At 51.2% G+C, this 22137-nt stretch carries 21 protein-coding genes; 17 read left to right on the forward strand and 4 right to left on the reverse strand.

Features of this window, described 5'->3' with window-relative positions; translation table 11 throughout:
* The first annotated feature begins 26 nt into the window (after window positions 1-26).
* Window positions 27-518, forward strand: coding sequence for a phycocyanin subunit alpha (gene cpcA / locus H6F91_RS04880; RefSeq protein ID WP_190775469.1), 492 nt, complete (start codon window positions 27-29; stop codon window positions 516-518).
* Between the two features lie 244 nt (window positions 519-762).
* Here cpcA and H6F91_RS04885 read toward each other — a convergent pair whose 3' ends face one another.
* Window positions 763-1533 (reverse strand): sulfite exporter TauE/SafE family protein, encoded by a 771-nt coding sequence (locus H6F91_RS04885; RefSeq protein ID WP_190775468.1) that lies wholly within the window; start codon window positions 1531-1533, stop codon window positions 763-765.
* Between the two features lie 319 nt (window positions 1534-1852).
* Between H6F91_RS04885 and H6F91_RS04890 the strand changes: the two genes are divergently transcribed.
* Window positions 1853-2335: a DUF6803 family protein gene (locus H6F91_RS04890; protein WP_190789242.1), complete on the forward strand. Its 483-nt coding sequence runs from the start codon at window positions 1853-1855 to the stop codon at window positions 2333-2335.
* A gap of 360 nt (window positions 2336-2695) precedes the next feature.
* Here H6F91_RS04890 and H6F91_RS04895 read toward each other — a convergent pair whose 3' ends face one another.
* Window positions 2696-3139 (reverse strand): DUF202 domain-containing protein, encoded by a 444-nt coding sequence (locus tag H6F91_RS04895; protein WP_190775466.1) that lies wholly within the window; start codon window positions 3137-3139, stop codon window positions 2696-2698.
* A gap of 54 nt (window positions 3140-3193) precedes the next feature.
* Complete coding sequence (locus H6F91_RS28530) at window positions 3194-5482, reverse strand: FAD/NAD(P)-binding protein (RefSeq protein ID WP_190775465.1); 2289 nt, start codon at window positions 5480-5482, stop codon at window positions 3194-3196.
* Between the two features lie 254 nt (window positions 5483-5736).
* On the opposite strand from H6F91_RS28530, the gene H6F91_RS04905 reads away from it, so the two are divergent.
* The 15 genes from H6F91_RS04905 to H6F91_RS04975 all read left to right on the forward strand — a co-directional run bounded on the left by H6F91_RS04905 (window position 5737) and on the right by H6F91_RS04975 (window position 20780).
* Window positions 5737-5901, forward strand: coding sequence for a hypothetical protein (locus H6F91_RS04905; protein ID WP_190775464.1), 165 nt, complete (start codon window positions 5737-5739; stop codon window positions 5899-5901).
* A gap of 479 nt (window positions 5902-6380) precedes the next feature.
* The gene (locus H6F91_RS04910; RefSeq protein WP_190775463.1) at window positions 6381-7442 is read left to right on the forward strand and encodes an aliphatic sulfonate ABC transporter substrate-binding protein; all 1062 of its coding nucleotides are present in this window, start codon (window positions 6381-6383) and stop codon (window positions 7440-7442) included.
* A 467-nt stretch (window positions 7443-7909) separates the two neighbouring features.
* A complete protein-coding gene (locus tag H6F91_RS04915; RefSeq protein ID WP_190775462.1) occupies window positions 7910-8914 on the forward strand; it encodes a sulfonate ABC transporter substrate-binding protein in 1005 nt (334 codons plus the stop codon).
* Between the two features lie 148 nt (window positions 8915-9062).
* Entirely contained in the window at window positions 9063-10199 is a 1137-nt protein-coding gene (gene ssuD / locus H6F91_RS04920; RefSeq protein ID WP_190775461.1) for an FMNH2-dependent alkanesulfonate monooxygenase, read from the forward strand.
* A 22-nt stretch (window positions 10200-10221) separates the two neighbouring features.
* Window positions 10222-11256, forward strand: a complete 1035-nt coding sequence (locus tag H6F91_RS04925; RefSeq protein WP_190775460.1) for an aliphatic sulfonate ABC transporter substrate-binding protein — start codon at window positions 10222-10224, stop codon at window positions 11254-11256.
* A 21-nt stretch (window positions 11257-11277) separates the two neighbouring features.
* On the forward strand, window positions 11278-12138 hold the full coding sequence (locus H6F91_RS04930; RefSeq protein ID WP_190775459.1) for an ABC transporter permease: 861 nt from the start codon (window positions 11278-11280) through the stop codon (window positions 12136-12138).
* Between the two features lie 45 nt (window positions 12139-12183).
* Window positions 12184-12930 carry an ABC transporter ATP-binding protein gene (locus H6F91_RS04935; protein ID WP_190775458.1) on the forward strand — a complete coding sequence of 249 codons (747 nt, stop codon included), beginning with the start codon at window positions 12184-12186 and terminating at the stop codon, window positions 12928-12930.
* A 320-nt stretch (window positions 12931-13250) separates the two neighbouring features.
* Window positions 13251-13811, forward strand: a complete 561-nt coding sequence (gene ssuE, locus H6F91_RS04940; protein ID WP_190775457.1) for an NADPH-dependent FMN reductase — start codon at window positions 13251-13253, stop codon at window positions 13809-13811.
* A gap of 159 nt (window positions 13812-13970) precedes the next feature.
* On the forward strand, window positions 13971-15164 hold the full coding sequence (locus H6F91_RS04945) for an acyl-CoA dehydrogenase family protein (protein WP_190775456.1): 1194 nt from the start codon (window positions 13971-13973) through the stop codon (window positions 15162-15164).
* The gene (locus H6F91_RS04950; protein ID WP_199307640.1) at window positions 15130-16515 is read left to right on the forward strand and encodes an LLM class flavin-dependent oxidoreductase; all 1386 of its coding nucleotides are present in this window, start codon (window positions 15130-15132) and stop codon (window positions 16513-16515) included. Before H6F91_RS04945 ends, H6F91_RS04950 begins: the two co-directional genes overlap by 35 nt.
* A complete protein-coding gene (locus H6F91_RS04955; protein WP_190775455.1) occupies window positions 16512-17573 on the forward strand; it encodes an aliphatic sulfonate ABC transporter substrate-binding protein in 1062 nt (353 codons plus the stop codon). Before H6F91_RS04950 ends, H6F91_RS04955 begins: the two co-directional genes overlap by 4 nt.
* Window positions 17574-17602: 29 nt before the next feature.
* A complete protein-coding gene (gene ssuC, locus H6F91_RS04960; RefSeq protein WP_190775454.1) occupies window positions 17603-18415 on the forward strand; it encodes an aliphatic sulfonate ABC transporter permease SsuC in 813 nt (270 codons plus the stop codon).
* A 38-nt stretch (window positions 18416-18453) separates the two neighbouring features.
* Window positions 18454-19230: an ATP-binding cassette domain-containing protein gene (locus tag H6F91_RS04965; RefSeq protein WP_190775453.1), complete on the forward strand. Its 777-nt coding sequence runs from the start codon at window positions 18454-18456 to the stop codon at window positions 19228-19230.
* Window positions 19231-19252: 22 nt separating this feature from the next.
* Window positions 19253-19468 carry a hypothetical protein gene (locus H6F91_RS04970; RefSeq protein WP_190775452.1) on the forward strand — a complete coding sequence of 72 codons (216 nt, stop codon included), beginning with the start codon at window positions 19253-19255 and terminating at the stop codon, window positions 19466-19468.
* Between the two features lie 115 nt (window positions 19469-19583).
* Window positions 19584-20780: a YeeE/YedE family protein gene (locus tag H6F91_RS04975; protein WP_190775451.1), complete on the forward strand. Its 1197-nt coding sequence runs from the start codon at window positions 19584-19586 to the stop codon at window positions 20778-20780.
* A gap of 364 nt (window positions 20781-21144) precedes the next feature.
* Here H6F91_RS04975 and H6F91_RS04980 read toward each other — a convergent pair whose 3' ends face one another.
* The gene (locus H6F91_RS04980; RefSeq protein WP_190775450.1) at window positions 21145-22053 is read right to left on the reverse strand and encodes a cation diffusion facilitator family transporter; all 909 of its coding nucleotides are present in this window, start codon (window positions 22051-22053) and stop codon (window positions 21145-21147) included.
* Window positions 22054-22137: the final 84 nt, after the last annotated feature.

Here is a 22137-nt window from a genome sequence, read left to right on the forward strand (position 1 = left end):
AACTCGTTTTAGGAGATCGTTGACCAATGGCTAAGACCCCTTTGACCGAAGCTGTAACCTCTGCAGATTCCCAGGGTCGCTTCCTGAGCAGCACGGAGTTTCAAGTTGCATTTGGTCGGTTTCGGCAGGCGGCCGTTTCGCTGGAAGCGGCAAAGGCGCTTTCCGGTAAGGCCCAAAGCCTAGCGGAGGCAGCTGCCAACGCGGTATACCAGAAGTTCCCTTACACCACCCAGTTGCAGGGACCAAACTACGCTTCGGATGAGCGGGGCCGCGCGAAGTGCGTGCGGGACATCGGTTACTACCTGCGGATCATCACCTACGCTCTGGTGGCAGGCGGTACCGGCCCCATCGATGATTACCTAGTAGCGGGTCTGTCAGAAATCAACAGCGCTTTTGAACTGTCTCCTAGCTGGTATGTCGAAGCGCTCAAGTACATCAAAGGCAATCACGGTTTGTCTGGAGATGCAGCGGTTGAGCTGAACTCTTACATTGATTATGTGATCAATGCATTGAGCTAATCGCATCTCGGATTTCAAGTGGCGAACGCGTCCAACTCTTTGCGTAGAATGTTGAGTTGTTAAAGTTTTAGGTTACTCGTGGGTGATCTAATTTAATAAATTAGCGGACTACGCAAGGGTTGTTTCTTCTTTCACTTAATTATTAGACACCCGGTGTTTCTAAAAATGCCGGGTGTCTTTGTCTTAGGAGATTTCCAGATAAGAACTTCCCCAATAATGGGGATATTGTTTCTCAGAAATCTCCTTAGCTTGCAGCTTGTCTCTGGTAATTGCGCAGAGTGACGCATATTAGGATGGCAATAACGGTTAGATAGATCCGTTGAATCCAGGCGTTACTCAGTTTGAGAGTGAGATTGGCTCCAATGAGGCCACCAACAAACATGGATGCTCCCAGAATAACGCCTAACGGGTAGTCAACCATGCCTTGATGCATGAAGATAAGGGTCGCGATCAGAGAGGAGAAAACGTTGATGAGTTTGGTGGTAGCGATCGCCTCTACAAATCTCATTCGAAATAACATGACGTAGGCGGCTGTCAATAACGTGACATAGCCTCCACTGAAGAAGCCGCCATAAATCCCCAGAAGAAATGTGACGACATAGCCCGCAATGGCGGCAATACAAGGTGTTTGCCCTTCAACGGTTACGAGTCCGGCTTTCTGATTGATGACCGATAAAATTGACACCGCAATCATCGATATCGATACAACGAGGGGAATCGATGTTGAAGGGATAATCAGTACCAATAATGCCCCCAGAATGGAACTGATGAGGGTTAAGCCGATTAATAAAGGAAGGCGTTTTGTATTGATGACTCCTTTGCCTATAAAGGGGAGTGTGCCGCCGATGCTCATGAAGGTGAGGGCGAACATATTGGTGGCGATCGCCGTCGAAGGCTCAACTCCAAAAACAAACATTATGGGAACGGTCACCAGAGATGTGCTTCCGGCAATGACACTGATGATGCTAGCGGCCAGAAAAATGGATGCGAGGAGAAGAATTTCTAGCGGAGTCATAAGGTAAGCAAGGGAATTTGAAGCACTCTGTGAGAACTACACTGAGATCCTGAGCTTACTCCGATTTGGTGACATTTATATCTTCTCCATCTGAAGCGGTGCCTAATGCTCTGTGCTATGCCTAAGCATGGTACAAAGCCTCAGGGGCACCGCTTCAGATGGAATTGGTATCAGAATAATCCTCACAAGTTCCTCAAGATCCTTGGTTAAGGTCAAGATAGCGCTGTTCAGAGGTAGAGCGGTTCCCCGAATCTATTACGAGAGGCTAGTAAACTGCGCTTCCCTCAACGGTGCCATTGTTGATGAAGGAACCAATCTCATGGATATGACCCATTACATGGAGCTGATCGCTTCTAATCAGCCCTGGAACCTCATTGTTTTCATGGCGATTCCCGTTATTCTGGCAGAGACAGTCGCTATCTCCGAACTCTACATTCTGTTTACGCGAAATTATAAAAGCCCTGTCCGCACTGTGAATAAACTGGCGGGAATCTTTGTTGGTTTCTACTTCCTGGTCATTTTCCTGCACCTGTTCTCCAAAGCGGTCATTCCTATTACGATGGCGGGTGAATGGCGAACTATTATTGATGTGATCGCAGTTAGCTTTTACTTGCTAGGGGTTGTTCCATTACTGGGAATCGCATTGTTAGAAATCGGGGCGATCTGGCGGAAGAAGAGCGAGGAATGGAAACTGGGAGCTCATGCAGTATTTGTAGGGCTTTTCCTGCTGGTGGCTCACATCGCCATGATTTTTGGAATGTTAAATCCATCGTTGTTGATGGGTAATATGCCTGGGATGTAAATAACGTCAGTTCGGAATAAGCCGAACCGTCCATTATTGCGTGCGCGTCGCTCACGCAATAATGGGCTTTTTCGAGTGCCGCACGAAGCGCGGCACTCGAAAAAGCCCTTCACCCGAACTGAGGTTAAATAAATCCAGATCTTGCACAAAAAATAGAAACCTAATTTTTGCTAAGGGATTCACAAGGGAATAAAGGGGGTACATCCCACTTTTGCAGGTGAGGCGGCCATCGCCCACCTCACCTGCAAAAGTGGGATGTACCCAGAATAAAGTACCTGTTTTTGAAAGGGAAGGCGGACGAAGTCCGCCTTCCCTTTCAAAAACAGGTACTTTATTCTCAAGCAAAGCGATAAGTTGAGGTCAATCAATGAGGAGAGTTTCTAAAGAGGCGAGAGGAACGGTGAAGACGTAATAAATGACCCCAATGGCAAGCAGTAGAATGGCTAACCCAGATAAAATGACTTCTCGATCAGGTGGGGTGTAGGTATCGGATTCAATGCTGTTGCGTACGCTGAAGTAGTGCTGGATGGAGAATAGAATACCAAGCAGCCCAACGACGCTAAACGCGAGGCCCAGTTTCCAGCCAGTACCCGGAGGTTGGGGAGCTATCGGCGGACGTAGAATGCGGAGGCGTACAATGACGACGCCGAGGCCGGTGAGGGCGATCGCACTTCGCATCCAGGCTAAATAGGTGCGTTCATTGGCGAGGTGATCACGCGTTCGGTTTGGATTCACCGGCTGGGGGCGATCGGGCTGTTCCGGGGGTTTCTCAGGGTCGTTTTTCTCCCGTTTAATACTCTGCATAATGCGTTCTCAAGGATAAGTGCAGCGAATGGGATGAATCAATCGGAGAAGGCTCTAAATATACATAGCGAAATAACTATTGTAGATCTCTGCATTGGCTGAAAGCATCGATTCTGACTCTTGTTGCGTTTCATCTGGCGGCAGATTTGTGCCATTTTGCGGAATGTAGTCTCCGCAATACTCATTCGCTGGAACTGCTTCTTTCATCTTTTGAGGATAACTGAGGCCTAAGTGGGCCATGAGTATGATGAACTGGTTGCGGCTCCGATGGGCAAATCGGGGGTTCAGTTGTTTTTCTTCACCAATAGTTGAGACAGTATGGCCTTTGTAGTCATGGCCGGGATAAACCAATGTATCATCTGGCAGTGCAAACAACCGCTGAGTAACCATATCGTAGAGGGTGCCGGCGTCGCCTCCTTGAAAATCTGTTCGACCACAACCACGAATAAGCAGAGCATCTCCCGTAAGTAGATGCGTTCCATTGATGAGGTAGGCGAGGTGATGGGACGTGTGCCCTGGGGTAGCGATCGCCTCCACCAACACCGACCCTACGGCCAGAGTTTCTCCGTCCGCCAGGGAATGATCGGCGGCCTTTACCGTGGCATCCTTGGGCACCATGACCCGACAACCTGTTTGCTGCCTTAGCTTACCTGCCCCCGTGATGTGGTCGGCATGGAGATGGGTTTCCAGGCAGTATCGCAGCGTTAATCCCAAGTCTTCCAAAATGCTCAAATCTCGTTCTACCTGTTCTAATACCGGATCAACAAGAACGGCGTCACGGGTCAGTTTATCAGCAACCAAATAGGTGTAGCTGCTAGATTCTGGATCGAAGAGTTGGCGGAACAGTAGGGTGGGGTGCAAGACCTGGCGATCTATGGAGCGTTCCCCTAATTTCTTCGAGGCCAGAGGAATGGTAGGGACAGGCCGTACCCGTACGGGAAGCGATTGCAGCACCGTTTCGGCCAGGGATTGGGCTTGTCGGCGCAATTCGGGTACCGCTACAGTTTCCCACAGATCCCCTTTCCGTGGGGTCCCCAGGGTGTAGAGCAGTGATGACGCATGGCCCTGCGCATCCACAACGGCACCATTGGGGGCTGTATCCATGCCCAGGCCAATGCGGTTGGGGCGAATGAGACCCTGCGATCGCAAACTCACAATCAGAGGTTGGGGCGATCGCCCATAATCCGTCTCGATTCCGGTGCAATTAATGACACGGCTGACGTATAAAACTTTGTCGGCTTTGGACTTGCGTAGGCGCACCGTTACCGTTACGCCATCAGGGAGTACCTGATAATTCTGAATGCGCCCGGCGGCGATGATGAGTTGGTCGGAGGCCAGCATTTTGTCGATGCGATCGCCAATGCTGGGGGCGATGCGATGGCGATGCACTTCCCAATAGGGCCTAGCATGGCGTAGAAAACGCTGCTGCTCTGGAATCGGTAATCCCTGCCAGAGTTGTTGGGTGATCGGACGGAGGCTATCGGTTACGGCCCGCCAATCTAAATGTTGGGCACTGGCAGCCTGAATCTCGGCCCGAATGCAACGCAGAAGCCCCAACGCTGTTTTAGGGGCGGTGTCTGGAGTTAGAAATGCTGCATAAGGCTTCGTGGCTTGATGGGGCAGGGGAAATAACCCGCGACGCGAGATGGCATAAATTTGCCCCCGGTGATGACGTTCGTAGAGAGACACGACCATATCTACCATGGTCAATCCGGTGCCAATGAGAAGCACAGGAGCATCCGGATCTAAATCTGTAAGCGCATCAACAGACCAGGCATTACGAATGGGGCCGCTTGCTTCTGGCTGTTCAGAAAGGGGTGTTGTGGGGGCGTTACCCAGGGCCAACACCACCTTATCCACGGCAATTGAGGAGCTTCGTAGAGTTATGAGGGCACCTCGCTCTGTGGGCTCGATGGCGATCGCCTCATCGTGAACATAGTCCAACCGCACATTGCCCGGAGCGCTTGCCTCTGCTTCTTCCAAGATGGATTGGATGTACAACCCGTAAACTTTGCGGGGGATAAACGTGCTGGCGTTAATGTCATCGGGCAACAGGCTGGTTAGTTCACTGTGGTTGTAGCTGAGCCAGCGCAGTAGATGCCCCGGATCATCGGGAAAGGCACTCATGTTGCCAGCCGATACATTCAGCAAATGGCTGGGGGTGTTGGTGCTGTAAGCTACCCCTTTACCAAAGTCATGGCTACTCTCTATTAACTTGATTGTGAGTGACCGTGTGGCGGTTTTCAGTAAATGGGCCGCCACCAACGAACCACTGAAGCCGCTGCCAACAATGGCGATTGTCGTGGTGGTGGAAGTCGCAGAAGAGTCGGGTGCGATAACCATGGTCAGTAAGGTATAGAAGCAGTCACGGCGAAATTCGCTTCCGTTTGAGTATGGATGGTTGCGGCCGAGGCTCACATGCCTGGTTGGCAGCAATCCCGTGGGAAGAAATGGAGGAGTTGGTAGCGTTCAGGGTCTTTTAATCAAGGGTCTAACAGATGAAGTAGTTGTACTGTAACTCAAAGGAACTTTTTTTCAAATTCATTTCTAATTTTAAAGGGATTCAATTTTATTGATGTTAATGGTGAGCCAAACTTGTGAGTTTGTGGTATTTCTCCCGGCTCATTGATCTATGGGCTTCTAACATCCAAGCGCTGCCTTTGAACTGTGGCCCTATGAAGCTGGACGAATTACGCGATCGCATTCAAAACGGCAGCATCGAATTTATCCGCTTTGAACAGGCTGATACCTCCCTCGCTTAGAGCCGCTCTGGGCACCTTAGAGCAGAATACGGTGATGCAAACGAATGGGAGCACCACGAAGAGTTCCGCTTCCTCTAACCACTTAGGATCGTGTATTGAATATGAATAACCTGTAATTCTTTTTGTGAGAGGGGCGGCAAAGCCGCCCCTCTCACAAAAAGAATTACAGGTTGTTTTATCTGTGATCCTTAACCGGTGGCAAAGCTCGACATGGGCAAATAACGATTCGTTCTGTCGTCAGAAAGGCGTGACCCAGCATGGCTAGAAAGGCCCTGAACAGCAGAGCGAAGGCCTTTTTGATACCCCCAGAGGAGTGAATTCTACGTCTAAATGTTTTTGAAAGCACTTGAAATTCACATAAGCACGTGTCATACTGCCGCTACGAATACAATTGTAATCCGGTCGGGTTACCGTAGATTTTCCAGTTATCGATTCTTTTTCTCTAGAGTCGATGTTCGGGAGCTTTTGGGAGGTTCTCTGTGCAGCGCAAACATCATCATCTATCGACATTTTCAGTGCCTCGCCTGTCACGGCGGCGATCGCTTCAAACTTTTGCTTACCTGTTTGTAACGGGTTTAGGGCTCAGTACAGCCACCGCAGGCTGTAGCCCAACCTCAGAGTCTTCTGCGCCTACTGCCAGCCCAGCGGCAACCTCGTCTCAGGACTCCGCCGCATCGGCTAAGACTCTACGAATTGGTTATCAAAAGTCGTCAACAGCGTTGAATTTGCTTAAGACGAAGCAAAGTTTGGAGCCAAAGCTGGGTAAGGATGGCATTTCGGTCACGTGGAATGAATTCGCTGCTGGCCCACAAATGTTAGAGGCTCTGAACGTTGGCAGTATTGATTTTGCCTACACCGGGGAGACCCCTCCTGTATTTGCCCAGGCTGCCGGAGCCCCGTTAGTGTATGTAGCCTATGAGCCAGTAGGCCCAGCGGCTGAAGCGATTCTCGTTCAAAGTGACTCACCGATTCAGTCGGTTGCCGAGCTAAAAGGTAAGCGTGTCGCCCTGAACAAAGGGTCGAACGTGCACTACCTGCTGGTGCGTGCGCTGGAGGAAGCCGGATTGAAGTATACCGACATTGAAGTTGCCTATTTGCCACCAGGAGATGCCCGTCCTGCGTTTGAGCAAAAGTCGGTCGATGCCTGGGTCATTTGGGATCCCTTCCAGGCTGCTGCAGAGACTGCTGTGAATGCGCGCATTCTTCAAGATGGGCAAGGTTTGGTGGAAAACCGAGGGTTTTTCCTATCGACGAAGTCATTCACAGAAAATAATCCGGCGATTGTGCGATCGCTCCTTGATGAGCTCAATACCATCAGTGATTGGGCCAAGGCTAACCCCTCTGAAGTCAGTGCCTTCCTGAACAAAGAATTAGGGATTGATAAAGCCGCTCTTGATAAGGCCGAGAGTCGTCGCGGCTATGGCGTGAAACCCATGGATGCCACCGTTATTGAAGGCCAACAAAAAATCGCGGATACGTTTCTCGAGTTGAATCTGATTCCACAAAAAATTGATATAGCCAGTGTGATCTGGAATGGATAAGGGTTATGAGTTGGCGTATTCTCATCATTTTTCTGGTGAAAATACGCCATTTCTAACCTATTCCAATCATGGCTAAAGTGGTGCACGGCACAGGGGAAGAGGGTAGCTGATGGGATGGGATGTTTATCTCATGGGTTCTACGTTTCGGTCTCCTATCCTGTGCCTTTTCTAATGTTCCTGTGTGGTGTGGGGATGCTCTAATTCTCTGGCGGAATTGCTCTGGTGGGTTACGCCTGTAGGGCTGGATACTGCTCCCCATACCTTTCCTAATCATTGGGTATTCATCTCGAATTGCTGGTGAAATTGTTCAAAATCTGGCTTTGATATTCTTTGAAGGTTTACATGAAATGACGAGCCGAACTCTAGAGTCTGTTTTAAAGGGTGTTTTTTCGTCCATACGCACGAAAAAGCAACCCTTCCAGGCAGGCCTAAAACACGTCCTAGTTGATTGGCGCAAGCCAGGGATCATGCAGCGGTGGTTTCGCCCTCGATATGGGCGAGCGATCGCGCTATTTCTTGCTGGCCTTGCATTAAGTTTTGGGATGGCTGCCTGTGCGCCAACTCCTTCGACATCAACGGCTTCACCAGAGGCATCTGCACCGCCATCTGATCGGGTTGTGCGGATTGGTCATCAGAAGTTTGATCCCTTCACGCTGGTCAAAGCGCGGGGAGGTCTAGAGGAACGCCTCAAGCCATTAGGCGTAACTGTGGAGTGGACTGAGTTTCAATCGGGGCCGCCGATGATGGAGGCCTTGAATGTTGGCAGCATCGATATCGGCCGGACCGGGGATACTCCTCCGGTCTTTGCCCAGGCCGCTGATGCGCCTCTCGTTTATATTGGCAGCGGTTCCCCCAAAGCTTCCTCCTCTGCCATCGTGGTGCCCAAAGATTCACCCCTCAAAACAGTAGCCGACTTGAAAGGGAAGAAGGTGGGCTTCCAGAAGGGCTCTAGCGCCCACTATCTAACTGTGCAGGCTCTCAAGTCAGCCGGTCTGAAATGGGAAGACATTGAGCCCGTCAACCTGACGCCTGCGGATGCCCGCTCAGCATTTTCCCAGGGCGCAATTGATGCCTGGGGAATTTGGGACCCGTTCTATGCCGCGGCCGAAGCGCAACTGAATGCGAAAACCCTGATATTAAGCGAAGGATTGGCCGCCAATCGAGATTTTTATCTCGCGTCTAAAACCTTTGCTAACCAAAACGCTGATGTTATTGAGGCGATCGCTCAGGAAACCCGAGAAGTTTCTGAATGGGCCAGTGCGAATCCTGCTGAGGTGGTGAAGATTCTCTCGCCCATCTTGGGCATTGATCCGCCCATTCTGGATAAGGTGACTCGTCGGCGGGATTACACCTTTCAGGCCGTTAAGCCTGAGGTGATTGAAGAGCAGCAGGCGATCGCTGACACCTTCTTTGAACTGGGCTTGCTTCCTAAAGCATTGAAAGTGTCTGACATTGTTTGGCAGCCTTCTTAGCGATTCACAGTTTGTTCTGAATTCTGGCTGTTTATCCTTCTCTCCTGACTGCGAGTGTCTTGTTCAATTCATTCATGATTCTGTGTGAATCAGAATCCTCGAAGTTGCACCCTTCTGTTCTATTTTTGATTTCAAGGAGCGCACAAGCATGGATATCCTCTGGTTTATTCCAACCCATGGGGATGGTCGTTACCTGGGTACCGCGACGGGTGGTCGGGCCATCACTCCCGAATACCTGCGTCAGTTGGCGGGGGCTGTAGACTCCCTCGGTTACGCCGGGGCTCTGCTGCCCACGGGAAAATCCTGTGAGGATGCCTGGATCACGGCTGCATCGCTCATTCCCGTAACTCAGCGGATGAAGTTTTTGGTGGCGATTCGTCCCGGTATTTCCTCCCCGACCATGGCGGCTCGGATGGCCGCTACCTTCGATCGCATTTCCCAGGGGCGCTTGCTTGTGAACGTAGTGACTGGGGGTGACCCGACCGAGTTAGCGGGAGATGGCTTACATCTGGATAAAACGGGTCGCTATGAAATCACTGATGAATTTCTCGCGATCTGGCGTGAGGTGATGCAGGGAGAAAGCGTTGATTTTGAGGGTAAACACCTCAAGGTCAAGGGTGGAAAGTTGCTGTTTCCGCCTGTGCAAGATCCTTACCCGCCGTTGTATTTTGGTGGCTCATCGGCGATCGCTAAAGATGTCGCGGCTCGTCATGTAGACCTTTACCTCACGTGGGGTGAACCTCCCGCTCAGGTTGCAGAAAAAATTGCTGAAGTTCGTCAGCTTGCTGCTAAGTATGGTCGTACTTTGCGATTTGGGATTCGTCTTCATGTGATCGTGCGGGAAACCACAGCCAAAGCCTGGGATGCCGCCAACGACCTGATCCGTTATCTCGATGATGAAACCATTGCTGCGGCTCAGGCTGCCCTCTCCCGCGCGGATTCTGAAGGGCAACAGCGTATGGTGGCTCTGCATGGGGGTAGCCGCGACCAGCTAGAAATTAGCCCTAACCTCTGGGCGGGTGTGGGCTTGGTGCGTGGTGGCGCAGGTACAGCGCTCGTAGGCGACCCCGATACGGTTGCTGAACGCATTCGCGAATATGCCGATCTGGGCATCGACACCTTTATTTTCTCGGGCTACCCCCATTTGGAGGAAGCCTATCGCTTTGCTGAACTGGTGTTCCCCAAACTGCCACTGACGGGGCTTCCGAAGGCAGCTCCCAGCCGCTATGTCAGCCCGATTGGCGAAATTATGGCTAATGACCGAGTTCCAACCAGTGCCAGCTAAAACTCTCCCTTGTATAACTGCAATGCGACGTATCCCTTACCTGCGACGATTTAACCCCTTCCGTCTACCCAAGTGGCTCCTGGCCATCACAGCCGTCTTTCTGTTTTCCATTGTGGGCGGTTGCTCACAGGATGCTGGCAATAGTGCCAGCAATGCTGCGAATCATCCCGATACCATTCGCGTTGACTTTGCCTACTACAACCCCGTTAGTCTGCTTCTGAAAGATAAAGGCTGGTTAGAGGAAGAACTGGGCAAAGACAATATCAAAGTTGAATGGACGCAGAGCCTTGGCAGTAACAAAGCCTTGGAACTGCTGAACAGCCGTAGTATTGATTTTGGCTCTACCGCTGGTGCCGCAGCTCTACTCGGTAAAGCGAATGGCAACCCTATCCAATCGGTTTATGTCTACTCGAAGCCCGAGTGGACAGCTCTGGTGACACGTCCTGACACCGGTATCACCAAAATTGAGGATTTGAAAGGTAAGCGAGTTGCGGCGACGAAAGGAACCGATCCCTATATCTTTTTGTTGCGATCGCTCGATAGTGTAGGTCTTTCCGAAAAAGATATTGAACTGGTTCCCCTTCAGCATCCTGATGGTCGGGCAGCATTAGAACGGGGTGATGTGGATGCCTGGGCTGGCCTTGATCCCCACATGGCAAAAACCGAATTAGAAAACGGCTCCAAGCTGTTCTTCCGCAATGCGGATTGGAATACCTACGGCATCCTCAACGTCCGTGAGGAATTTGCTAAAGAGTATCCCGCTGATGTGGAAAAGGTATTAGCGACTTACGAGAGAGCCCGTCAGTTCGCTGTCGATAATCCCGACGAATTAAAGGCGATTTTAGTCCGAGAAGCAAAGCTGAGTGATACAGTGGCGGCTCGGCAGTTAGAACGGACTGACCTCTCTAATTCCGTCATTGGTGACACCCAAAAGCAAACCATTTTGGCTGCTGGCGATATTCTCAAACGAGGCGGTGTGATTCCCAGCAATATTGACGTACAGCAGACTGTAGATGCTCTGATTGCACCGCAATTTGCAGAAAAGGTCGCCAAGTAACATCTTCCAAACCCAGCCTCCATGTCTTCCCTGCCGACTCCAGATTTGGATACTCGCATCCCTCGTATTAAGGGAACACGGCGATCGCAATTGAAGGGCGATCGCCGCCCTTCCGCTCACCGCTGGCCCCTTGGCCTCGTGCTCCCGGTTGTTCTCACCCTCCTATGGGAACTGCTAGCTCGGGTCGGCATTCTCGCCCCCAACCTGATGCCTGCCCCAACCGTCGTTCTGGCCACCATCGTTGATCTCGCTGTTCGGGGTGAACTGTGGCAGCACATCGGCATTACGCTTTATCGGGTGTTGTTGGGCTTTCTAATCGGTGGTTCTGCTGCTACCGTTCTGGGTGCGCTCACGGGCTATTTCCCCAAGGTCCGTCGCATCCTCGACCCCACTCTCCAGGCTTTGCGGAATATCCCCTCGATCGCCTGGGTGCCTCTATTCATCCTCTGGCTCGGCATTTACGAACCCTCAAAGATTGCCCTCATTGCCGTTGGCGTCTTCTTTCCCATCTACCTCAACTTAATGACGGGCATCCAACAGGTAGACCGGAAATTGGTGGAGGTGGGGCGCGTCTATCGCCTTAGCCAATGGCAACTGATCTGGCGTGTCTTCCTGCCAGCCACCTTGCCCTCCTACCTGGTGGGCTTACGGGGTGGCCTTGGCCTGGGCTGGATGTTCGTGGTTGCTGCCGAACTTATGGGAGCCAGCCGTGGTCTTGGTTTTCTTCTCGTCGATGGTCAAACGACGGGACGCCCCGCCATCATTATTGCCAGCATCATTCTGTTCGCCATTCTCGGCAAACTCACTGACTCTGCCCTCGCTGTCCTGACCCATCACCTTCTGAGCTGGCAAGACACCCACGGTTCTGAAAAATCTTCCTAACTCCCCCGCGTTCTCCATTTTGCCTCCTTTGCACCTCTGTCACCCATGCTCCACATCCAAAACACCACGAAACAATTCCCTAACGGTTTCACCGCTCTAGAATCCGTTAATCTGACGGTTTACCCTGGCGAGATCGTGAGTCTGGTGGGTACCAGCGGATGTGGCAAAAGTACGTTGCTGCGGATTATTGCAGGGCTGGAGCAACCTACCCTAGGCCAGGTAATGTTGGATGGCGAAGCGATCAACGGTCCCCATCCAAAAGTGGGACTAATTTTTCAAGAACCCCGGCTAATGCCCTGGTTGACGGTGCGCGACAACATTCAGTTTGGCTTGGAGAAACGGAAACTACCTCTCTACAAGGAACGGGTAGAAGCGCTTCTGGAGCAAGTCGGATTAACCCGGTTTAGCGAAGCGTTACCCCGGCAACTTTCGGGAGGAATGGCTCAACGGGTGGCGATCGCCCGCGCCCTCGTCACCAACCCAGAAATCCTCCTACTCGACGAGCCTTTCAGTGCTCTGGATGCCTTTACGCGCACCCGCTTACAAGATCATGTGCTGGATATCTGGCATTACGATCGCCCCACTCTTATCCTCGTCACCCATGACATTGAGGAAGCGTTAGTAATGAGCGATCGCATTATCGTCATGCGATCCAATCCAGGTCACATTCACGACACGTTTGAGATTGACTTACCCCGTCCTCGCCGCCGTACCGACGCTGAGTTGCAGCGTTGGAAAGAGCGTTTGCTAGAAACCTTAGACCTGTCGCATTTGCAAACCCTGGCTGTTTAGGAGCTCCTCAAATGAGCAAAGGCAAACCCACACCCCCTAGCCCCCTCTCCCAAGAGAGGGGGAACCAGAGCAGAGGAGCTTATTGGTTGTTAAAAAAGGCTTTTATGCTCGATCTCCCCTCTCTTGGGAGAGGGGCCGGGGGTGTGGGTTCGAAGGCGATCGCTCGTATCAGTAACTTATGTATGCACGATCGCCCCTCCCAAACGTAGAGCAAGAGGACTTATGGAAATTAAACCCTTAATTCTATAAGTCTCTTTCAAAGCTTGTCTCAAAGACAAATTCACAAGTGCATTATTCGTTCATTTTGGAGATTCGTAGCCATGGCTAAAATCATCGCCATTTCAGGTAGCCCCTCTCATCCTTCCCGTTCCTATGCATTGATCGAGGAAGCTCAGAAATTGATCCAGGCATCTGATATCAGCTTAGAAATTCTATCCATTCGCGATCTACCTCCTGATGCTCTAATCTATGCAAAGTTCGATAATCCAGACATCGTCCAGGCAGCCGCAAAGGTTGAAGAAGCGGATGCTGTAATTATCTCCGCACCTGTTTACAAAGCAGCCTATCCTGGTATTCTCAAAACTTTCCTCGATTTGTTGCCCCAAAAAGGATTAGTTGGGAAGCCTGTTCTGCCTATTGTGACAGGCGGTACCCTGGCTCACCTGTTGGCGATCGACTACGCCTTTAAACCCCTGTTCTCCGCTCTAGGAGCTCGTTATATTCACACAGGTGTTTATCTTGTTGACTCTCAATACCAACGTCGTGACACCAATGGCGTTGAGTTTTTGGATAAAGAGTTAGAAACCCGCTTCCAAACGGCTCTCAACGAGTTTGTCCAACTTGTACAGGAAGAATCTAAACCCTCACTCACTGCTGTTTAAGAGGGATGGGGGCTTGGGGGACGATGTGCTCCCAAGCTAAACCTCCAACCATAACAACCCTGCCATCCCCAAAACAACCGTTCATAAGATTTATGTTTTGAGGGAGACAAAAGAGAGCTAGAGTGCTCTCCTATTTCTATCGTTTTTCAAATCCTCTCCATGCCTACCTTAACCACACCAGACCTTAACCAGACAACTCAAGACTACTATCGCGTAGCCGATGAGTTGATTCAGGAATTTGCTGCGACTGCGATAGAGCGCGATCGCCAGGGAGGCACGGCCCAACATGAGCGCGATCGCCTCCGCCAAAGCAAACTCCTGAATCTCGTCATCCCTCAAGAATATGGCGGATTGGGAGCCTCCTGGGAAACGGCCCTAAACATTACCCGGCGCTTTGCCCAGGTGGATAGTTCGATCGCCCATCTCTTCTCCTATCAACACCTGGGCGTTGTCGCACCCCACGTGTTCGGGAATGAAGAACAAGCGGTTCGCTATTACACTCAAAGTGCAAAAAATAACTGGTTCTGGTGCAACGGTTTCAATCCTTTAGATCGGCGCGTCATCCTGACCCCTGACGGTAATGGATATCGGATTAATGGCACTAAGAGTTTCTGCTCGGGCTCTGTAGACTCCGATATCATCCCCCTCAGCACGGTGCAGGAAGGTGTGGAAGGTTTCCGTATTGCGATCGTGCCGACAACGCGGGAAGGTGTGGAAGTTCTGGGTGACTGGAACAATATGGGGCAGCGACAGACGGATAGTGGCAGCATTCGCTTCACCAACGTTTGGGTTGATGCCGATGAAATCCTGTCGCCACCACCGGAGAGCACTGTATTTCGGACGTTCCGTTCTTGTCTGACGCAGATTACCTTTGCCAATATTTACCTGGGAATTGCTCAGGGCGCATTTCAGGCTGCAAAAGGATATACCAAAACCCAAACGCGGGCCTGGCCAGGATCTGAGGTGGAATCTGCGACAGAAGACCCCTACATCCTCCAGCATTATGGAGAGATGGCGATCGCCCTGGAAGCTGCTACTCTCCTCACCGATCGCGCTACCTCCCTGGTGCAAGCAGCCTGGGAAAAACAGTATGCGTTGACGGCCCAGGAACGGGGTGAATGTGCGGTGGCGATCGCCACTGCGAAAGCATTTGTGACAAAAATTGGGATTGATATAACCAGCAAAATCTTCGATGTCATGGGTACCCGGGCCACATCGTCGAACTATGGATTCGATCGCTATTGGCGAAACCTTCGCACATTTACCTTGCACGACCCAGTGGATTACAAGATCCGTGTGGTAGGAAACTGGGCGCTGAATGACGAACTTCCCACTCCCGACTTTTATACATGAGGTGTTGCATCCGATGCGTCAAATCCACCTCGCTGCATTTATGATTGCTGGGCCTGTGGCCCATAGTCATGCTCTTTGGCGGCATCCCGACACAGAGTTGGGATTTTTGCAGCCAGAGTACTACCATCAGATCGCGCAAATTCTGGAGCAGGGCAAATTTGACCTGTTGTTTTTTGCCGATCGCCTGGCCGTTTCAGAAAGCTATGGCCACAGTTTTGAGGTAGGCATTCGCTATGGTGATCAAGATGCAGTGCGGTTAGATCCGGTGCTGTTATTGGGGGCGATCGCCCCCGTAACCCGCCATCTAGGCCTGGGGGCAACCAGTTCGACCACCTACGCCCATCCCTATTCCACCGCGCGTTCCTTCGCCACCCTCGATCACCTCACCCACGGTCGCGTGGCCTGGAACGTGGTGACATCTGTAAACGATGGGGAGGCCAAAAACTTCGGTGTGGCCGATCACCTGGAGCACGACCAGCGCTATGACCGGGCTGATGAATTTTTAGATGTGGTCAGCCAGTTATGGGATAGCTGGCAATCAGATGCCCTGATTCTGGATCAGGAGCGGGGTATTCTGGCTGACCCCAGCAAAGTTCACTACATCAACCATAAGGGGGAATGGTTTCAGTCTCGGGGGCCGCTGAATGTTCCCAGTAGCCCCCAGGGCCGTCCTGTGATTATTCAGGCCGGAGCCTCGGGACGGGGGCGAGAGTTCGCCGCACGCTGGGCAGAGGTGGTGTTCGCGATTCAGCCCACCTTGGCTCTGGCCCAACAACATTATCGCGATTTAAAGTCGCGGGTAGCGGCTCAGGGGCGATCGCCCGACCGCTGCAAAATCCTCCTGGGTGTGATGCCCTTTGTGGGGGAGACGGAGGCGATCGCCCACGAAAAACAACAGCAGCATAATGAGCTGGTCAATCCTCTGGTGGGCCTTTCAACCCTCTCCAATCATTTGAATTATGACTTCTCCCAACATCCCTTGGATAAACCTCTGGAATCATTTGAGGTTCAGGGAATGCGCGGCATTTGGGAGCTGGTGCAAAAGCTTAGTGAAGATGGTGCAACGCTGGCGGAGATTGGTCAGCGATATGGTTCCAGCGTTCTGTTGCCACAACTGGTGGGGACTCCTAGCCAGATTGCGGATCAGCTTGAAGTGTTTTTCCAGAACGGAGCCTGTGATGGCTTCATGATTTCTCCCGCTTACCTGCCCGGAGCCTTTACAGACTTCGTGCAGGGAGTTGTGCCCGAACTTCAGCGTCGCGGCTTGTTTAGGCAGGACTATAACGGCACAACTCTGCGAGATCATCTACAACTCAATTTCTCACCTGTATTAGAAGAGGTTCAGGTATGACCCGGAACTTTAAGCTTTCTCGTTGTTCGTTTTTTGGAACCATCGTTGGATGTCTGATGGTAGGGTTGGCATTTACGGGATGCACTACGCCGACGACTGAAGCTTCTCAATCTCAAACATCTGCTGAGAACACTACTGCAAATGCTCCAGCGAATACTGAAGCACAAACCATTCGCATTGGTTATGTACGTTGGGGATTACTACCCATCATTCGTCAACGGGGTGTTTTAGAACAGGAACTTGCCAAACAAAATATCAAAGTAGAATGGGTTGGGCCATTTCCTGCCTTCGCTCCTGTTATCGAAGCGTTGAATGCAAACTCCGCCGATATCAGTGCAGGGGGTGACATTCCCGGCATTTCAGGATTGGTAGGTGGAGCACCGATTTGCATACTGGCCTACCAAGCGCCTCTGCCTGAGGCCGAGGCCATTCTAGTGACGGCAGATTCTCCAATTCAATCGCCGCAGGATCTCGTTGGTAAAAAAGTTGCCGTAAACCGGGGTGGATGGGGTGAGCATCTGTTGCTGCGATCGCTAGCGGAGGCCAATATTCCCAAAGAAAAAGTGGAGCGTGTCTATCTCAGCCCAACCGATGCATTACCTGCCGTAACTCAGGGCCATGTAGATGCCTGGTCTGTGTGGGAGCCGAATGTATCCATTGCCGAAGTTCAGCACCAGCTCCGCCCCATCGTATCCGGAGAAGCGGCCTCTCACTACGGGATTTACGTCGTTCATAAGGATGCTCTGGCACAAAAAACAGCGGCTGTTCAGGCTGTGCTGGATCAAATTGTGAAAGAAGCGGAATGGGCTTCCAGTCATCCTAAGGAAGCGGCAGAAGCCTTTGGTAAATCTGTGGAACTAGCGGAACCTGTTGTTGCCCAACTGGGTACCCGTAAACAGGTAGAAACTGTTCATGCCCTTAACCGCGATGTGTTGAAAGGTCTACAAGAACGTGCCGACTGGATGTATGCCCAACAAGCTATTCCCCGGCAACTCGATGTTAGCCAAACTGTCTGCCCTGAAACTCCCGGTCTAGAGTCCTATACCCGTCTCCAATAACGCGTTCTCAACGGAAAGGTGAACTGTTTATGCAAGCCGTAGCCTCGAAACGTCCTGCTTCAACCCCGAATTCATTCCTACCACTGATTTATCAGCTTCTACCCTGGTTAGTACCTGTGGGGCTGGTTGTACTTTGGCAACTGCTAGCCCAAATGGGAGTCATTGCCACACGCATTCTTCCGGCTCCTACAGATATTTTTCAGGCTGGGGTAAAACTTTTTCTCAGCGGTGAACTGCTCAAACACTTGGGTATTAGCCTCTGGCGAGCGAGTGTTGGATTCCTGATTGGAGGCAGTATTGGGCTATTTCTGGGCGTTCTCAATGGGGCATCTTCTCTGGCAGAACGGTTGCTAGACAGTTCTCTACAGATGATCCGCAATATTCCTCACCTTGCCCTGATCCCACTGGTTATTTTGTGGTTTGGCATTGGTGATCAAGCTCGGATATTTCTCGTTATTCTGGGTGTCTTTTTCCCGGTTTATATTAATACCTTTCATGGAATTCGTTCCGTTGATCCAAAATTGTTGGAAATGGGGAGAGTCTATGGGCTAAACCGTATCAAGTTGTTTTGGCAAATTATTCTTCCAGGTGCGCTTCCTAGTGTTTTAGTTGGTGTCCGTTACGCACTTGGTGTGATGTGGTTAACGTTGATTGTGGCGGAAACCATCGCTGCGAATTCTGGTATCGGTTACATGGCGATGAATGCTCGCGAGTTTATGCAAACCGATGTCGTCGTATTGAGTATTTTGCTGTATGCCCTGTTGGGCAAATTGGCCGATAGCATTGTGCGATCGCTCGAACATTGGTGGCTTCCCTGGCACCCCAGCCAACTCAAACGCTAGCCCTTCTATTTACCCGTTTACCTACCAGAGATATTCCTATGACACTGCTTCAGAAAACCCCCCCGCATCGCTTTGAAAATCCTGGCCAGAATGGTGCCCATATTCATATCTCAAACGTGAGTAAATCCTTTGGGCAAGTCTCGGTACTGAAGGATTTGAACCTGACAATCGCCCCCGGGGAATTTGTGGCAATCGTCGGTCGCAGTGGTTGCGGCAAAAGTACGCTGCTCCGTCTTTTAGCGGGACTGGAATCTCCTACTCAGGGCGAGATTCTGATTGAGAATACGCCCTTACAGGGGCTCAATCCTATTGCCCGTGTCATGTTCCAGGATGCCCGCCTCCTCCCCTGGCGCACGGTATACCAGAATGTATCTCTAGGGCTGGCTGAAAAGGTGCGTCCTCAAGCTCATTGGGCCTTACATCAAGTGGGGTTAGGAGCCCGAGCCCACGATTGGACGACAATTCTTTCCGGTGGTCAGCAACAACGGGTTGCCCTAGCTCGTGCCCTCGTCAGTCTGCCGCGCCTGCTGCTTCTAGATGAACCTTTGGGGGCTCTCGATGCCCTAACCCGTCTGGATATGCAACGACTGATTGAACAGATTTGGCAGGAACAGCAGTTTACGGCGTTACTGGTAACTCATGATGTGGAGGAGGCGATCGCCCTGGCCGATCGCGTCGTTGTCATTCACGAAGGTCGCGTCGATTTGGATGTTTCCGTTCAGTTGCCCCGTCCTCGTTCTATTGGTAATCCCGAGATGGCGAAGCTCAAGAGCTCCATTTTGGAGCGCATCTTAAGTCCTTATGGCAATAGATAGCTGGTAATTCTGTAGAACTATTATGCGATTTGTCCTTTTTTTACTCGGCGGAGCGATCGCTACAACCTCAGTTGGCGTCGCTGTATTCTCCTACATTGCCCAGAACACAGCGACGGGCTTGAATTTAATCATTGGCTGCACTCCCACTGAACCTGAGGAAGACCGTACACCAACGTCTGGTTCTTCCCCTGCGCCGTCACCCGTTCCTTCTCCTTCTCCTTCTCCCCGTCGCTCCTAAGGAACACAAATTAAACAACCTGTCATTCTTTTGTGAGAAAGGCCGCAAAGCCTCTCCCACAAAAAGAATGACAGGTTATTCAATACACGAATCCTAAGTTTTCTTGGTCGCAGTTATGAGCAACGCACCTGATCTCTCCCTGACCCACTATCCAAAAACCTCACCTCGTCCACAAACCCTGATTATTGCTGTATTGCTGGGGTTATTCGTGTTGGGAGCGATCGTTGTCAGCCCCTACGGTGGATGGAAGCAAAGCGTCTTATTCTTAATCGGTGGGCTTTTCGGCTTGAGCCTTTATCACGCCAGCTTCGGCTTTGCTTCCGCTTACCGAAAGTTGTTTGTTTACCGGGAAGTGAAGGGGGTTTTGGCGCAAATTCTGATGCTGGCGGTCGCCACCCTCATTTTTGCCCCGTTCCTGCTAACCGAAAGTGCATTTGGGCAGGATGTGCGAGGAGCGGTTGCACCTGTAGCGTTGCAGGGGGCGATAGGAGCATTTCTATTCGGTGTGGGAATGCAACTTGGCAGTGGTTGTGCCTGCGGGACGCTCTATACCATTGGCGGAGGCAGCAGCATGATGTTACTGACGCTGCTCACGTTTGGTGTTGGTTCTTTCTGGGCCAGTCTAACGGGTTCGCTCTGGGAAGGTTTGCCGAAGCTAGAGGCAATTTCCCTCGTGCAAACCTGGGGGTGGTTAGGAGTGGTCTTGCAACTCGCTGTGCTGGGGGCGATCGCCCTCCTGCTACAGCGATGGAATCAACCCTCTGCATCATCTCATTTTGTGTCTAACCTCTCCCTGTGGAAACGATTCCTGTATGGCCCTTGGTCACTTGTATTTGGGGCGATCGCCCTCGCGATTTTGAATGGCTTAACGTTGCTGCTGGCGGGCCGTCCCTGGGGTGTGACCTGGGGGTTTACCCTATGGGCCGCTAAAGTTGCCCAGAGATTGGGCTGGAATCCGGCAACCAGTGAGTTTTGGAACCAGGGAGTAGGCGCGAAGACTCTCAGCGAAAGTGTCTTTGCTGATATTACATCTGTGATGAACTTTGGCATTGTCTTGGGCGCAGCTCTTGCGGCTGCCCTTGCAGGTCAATTAGCCGTTAAACAGCCACCCACTAAAACTGCGATCGCGGCTGCTTTAGTGGGTGGTTTGATGATGGGCTACGGGGCAAGATTGGCGTTTGGCTGCAATGTCGGAGCTTACTTCAGTGGTATTGCCTCTACCAGTTTGCATGGTTGGTTATGGATTACCTTTGCGCTGTTGGGGACAGGCTTAGGGATTCGGTTGCGATCGCTTTTTCGACTGGCTCTATAAAACCTGAGTTCAGGCTAAGGGAACCTCAGTTTGGGTTAAGGGCTTTTTCAAGTGCCGCGCTTCGCGCGGCACTTGAAAAAGCCCATTATTGCGTGCGCAACGCGCACGCAATAATGGGCGGTTCGGCTTATCCCGAACTGACGTTAAGGGATTTTTGCGGGGCAGAGCGCACACCAGAATGGGCACTTGGTTATCCCGAGTTGAGTTTATACAGCGCTTTTCGCTTGGATCAGCCACAGTTGTTTTGGTGAGAGCCACGCGAAGCGTGGCTCTCACCAAAACAACTGGATTTTAAGCGTTTAAAGAGCGCTGTAACTTCCCCAAAAGCGAGATGGAAGCCTTGGTCCCATCTCGCTTTTGGGCTTTATGGGTATTCTCGCTCTAAGTGCTGATCCTGCCAGGAGAGCGGGTCTTCTAGAGGCTCAAGGTGAGTAAAAACATAGGTGCCGGGAAGCGCCTGCTCAATCGCCAGTTCAATCTCCTCACAGAGATCATGACCTTGTTTGACCGTCCAGGCTCCCGGTACTAAAACATGTAAGGAGACAAACCGCCGTGCCCCTGCAACCCGACTGCGGAGAGCATGGAACTGAATGATTTGAGAATCGTATGTGGCCAAAATATCGGTCACGATTCGCTTATCTGATTCAGGCATGGCTGTATCTAATAACCCTAACCCTGTTTCACGTAATAACTTGATACCTGTCCAGACAATATTGACCGCTACAATAAACGCGATAATTGGGTCAAGAATGAGCCAGTGGGTAATAGGCACCAAAATTAATCCCAGCACAACTCCTATTGATGTCCAGACATCAGTCATAAGATGATGCGCATCGGCCCGTAATGTAATGGAGCGCAGCCGTTTACTTGCACGCAACATGGCCAGGGCTAGTGCTCCATTAATAACAGTTGCAACCAGGGATAGCCCTAATCCAAGTCCCAATTGCTCGATTGGTTGAGGATGAAATAAACGTCCCCAAGCGGCGATCGCAATACTGACGGCAGCCACTAAAATCAAGGCTCCTTCCACTCCACTGGAAAAATATTCTGCTTTATAGTGGCCGAAGGCATGCTGCTCATCCGGTGGCTTTGCAGCATAGGTGACTGCCCAGGTTGCAATAATGGCCGCTACTAAATTGACAATCGATTCAGCGGCATCTGAAAGTAACCCGACTGAACCGGTGAGAAAATAGGATCCGGCTTTGAGGGCAATTGTTAGTAATGCCGCTCCAATGGAGAGAAAGGTGTAGAAGCGAGCAGATTTACGTTCCATGAAATAACTGATATTTCGTATGGGTGTAGTAGCGTAGAAAGGCTTAAGTTTTGATTGGTCTTATCTACAAAAAACTAACTTTAA

Origin of the sequence: Leptolyngbya sp. FACHB-8, from assembly GCF_014695575.1 — a bacterium.
Classification (GTDB): Bacteria; Cyanobacteriota; Cyanobacteriia; order Elainellales; family Elainellaceae; genus Vacuolonema.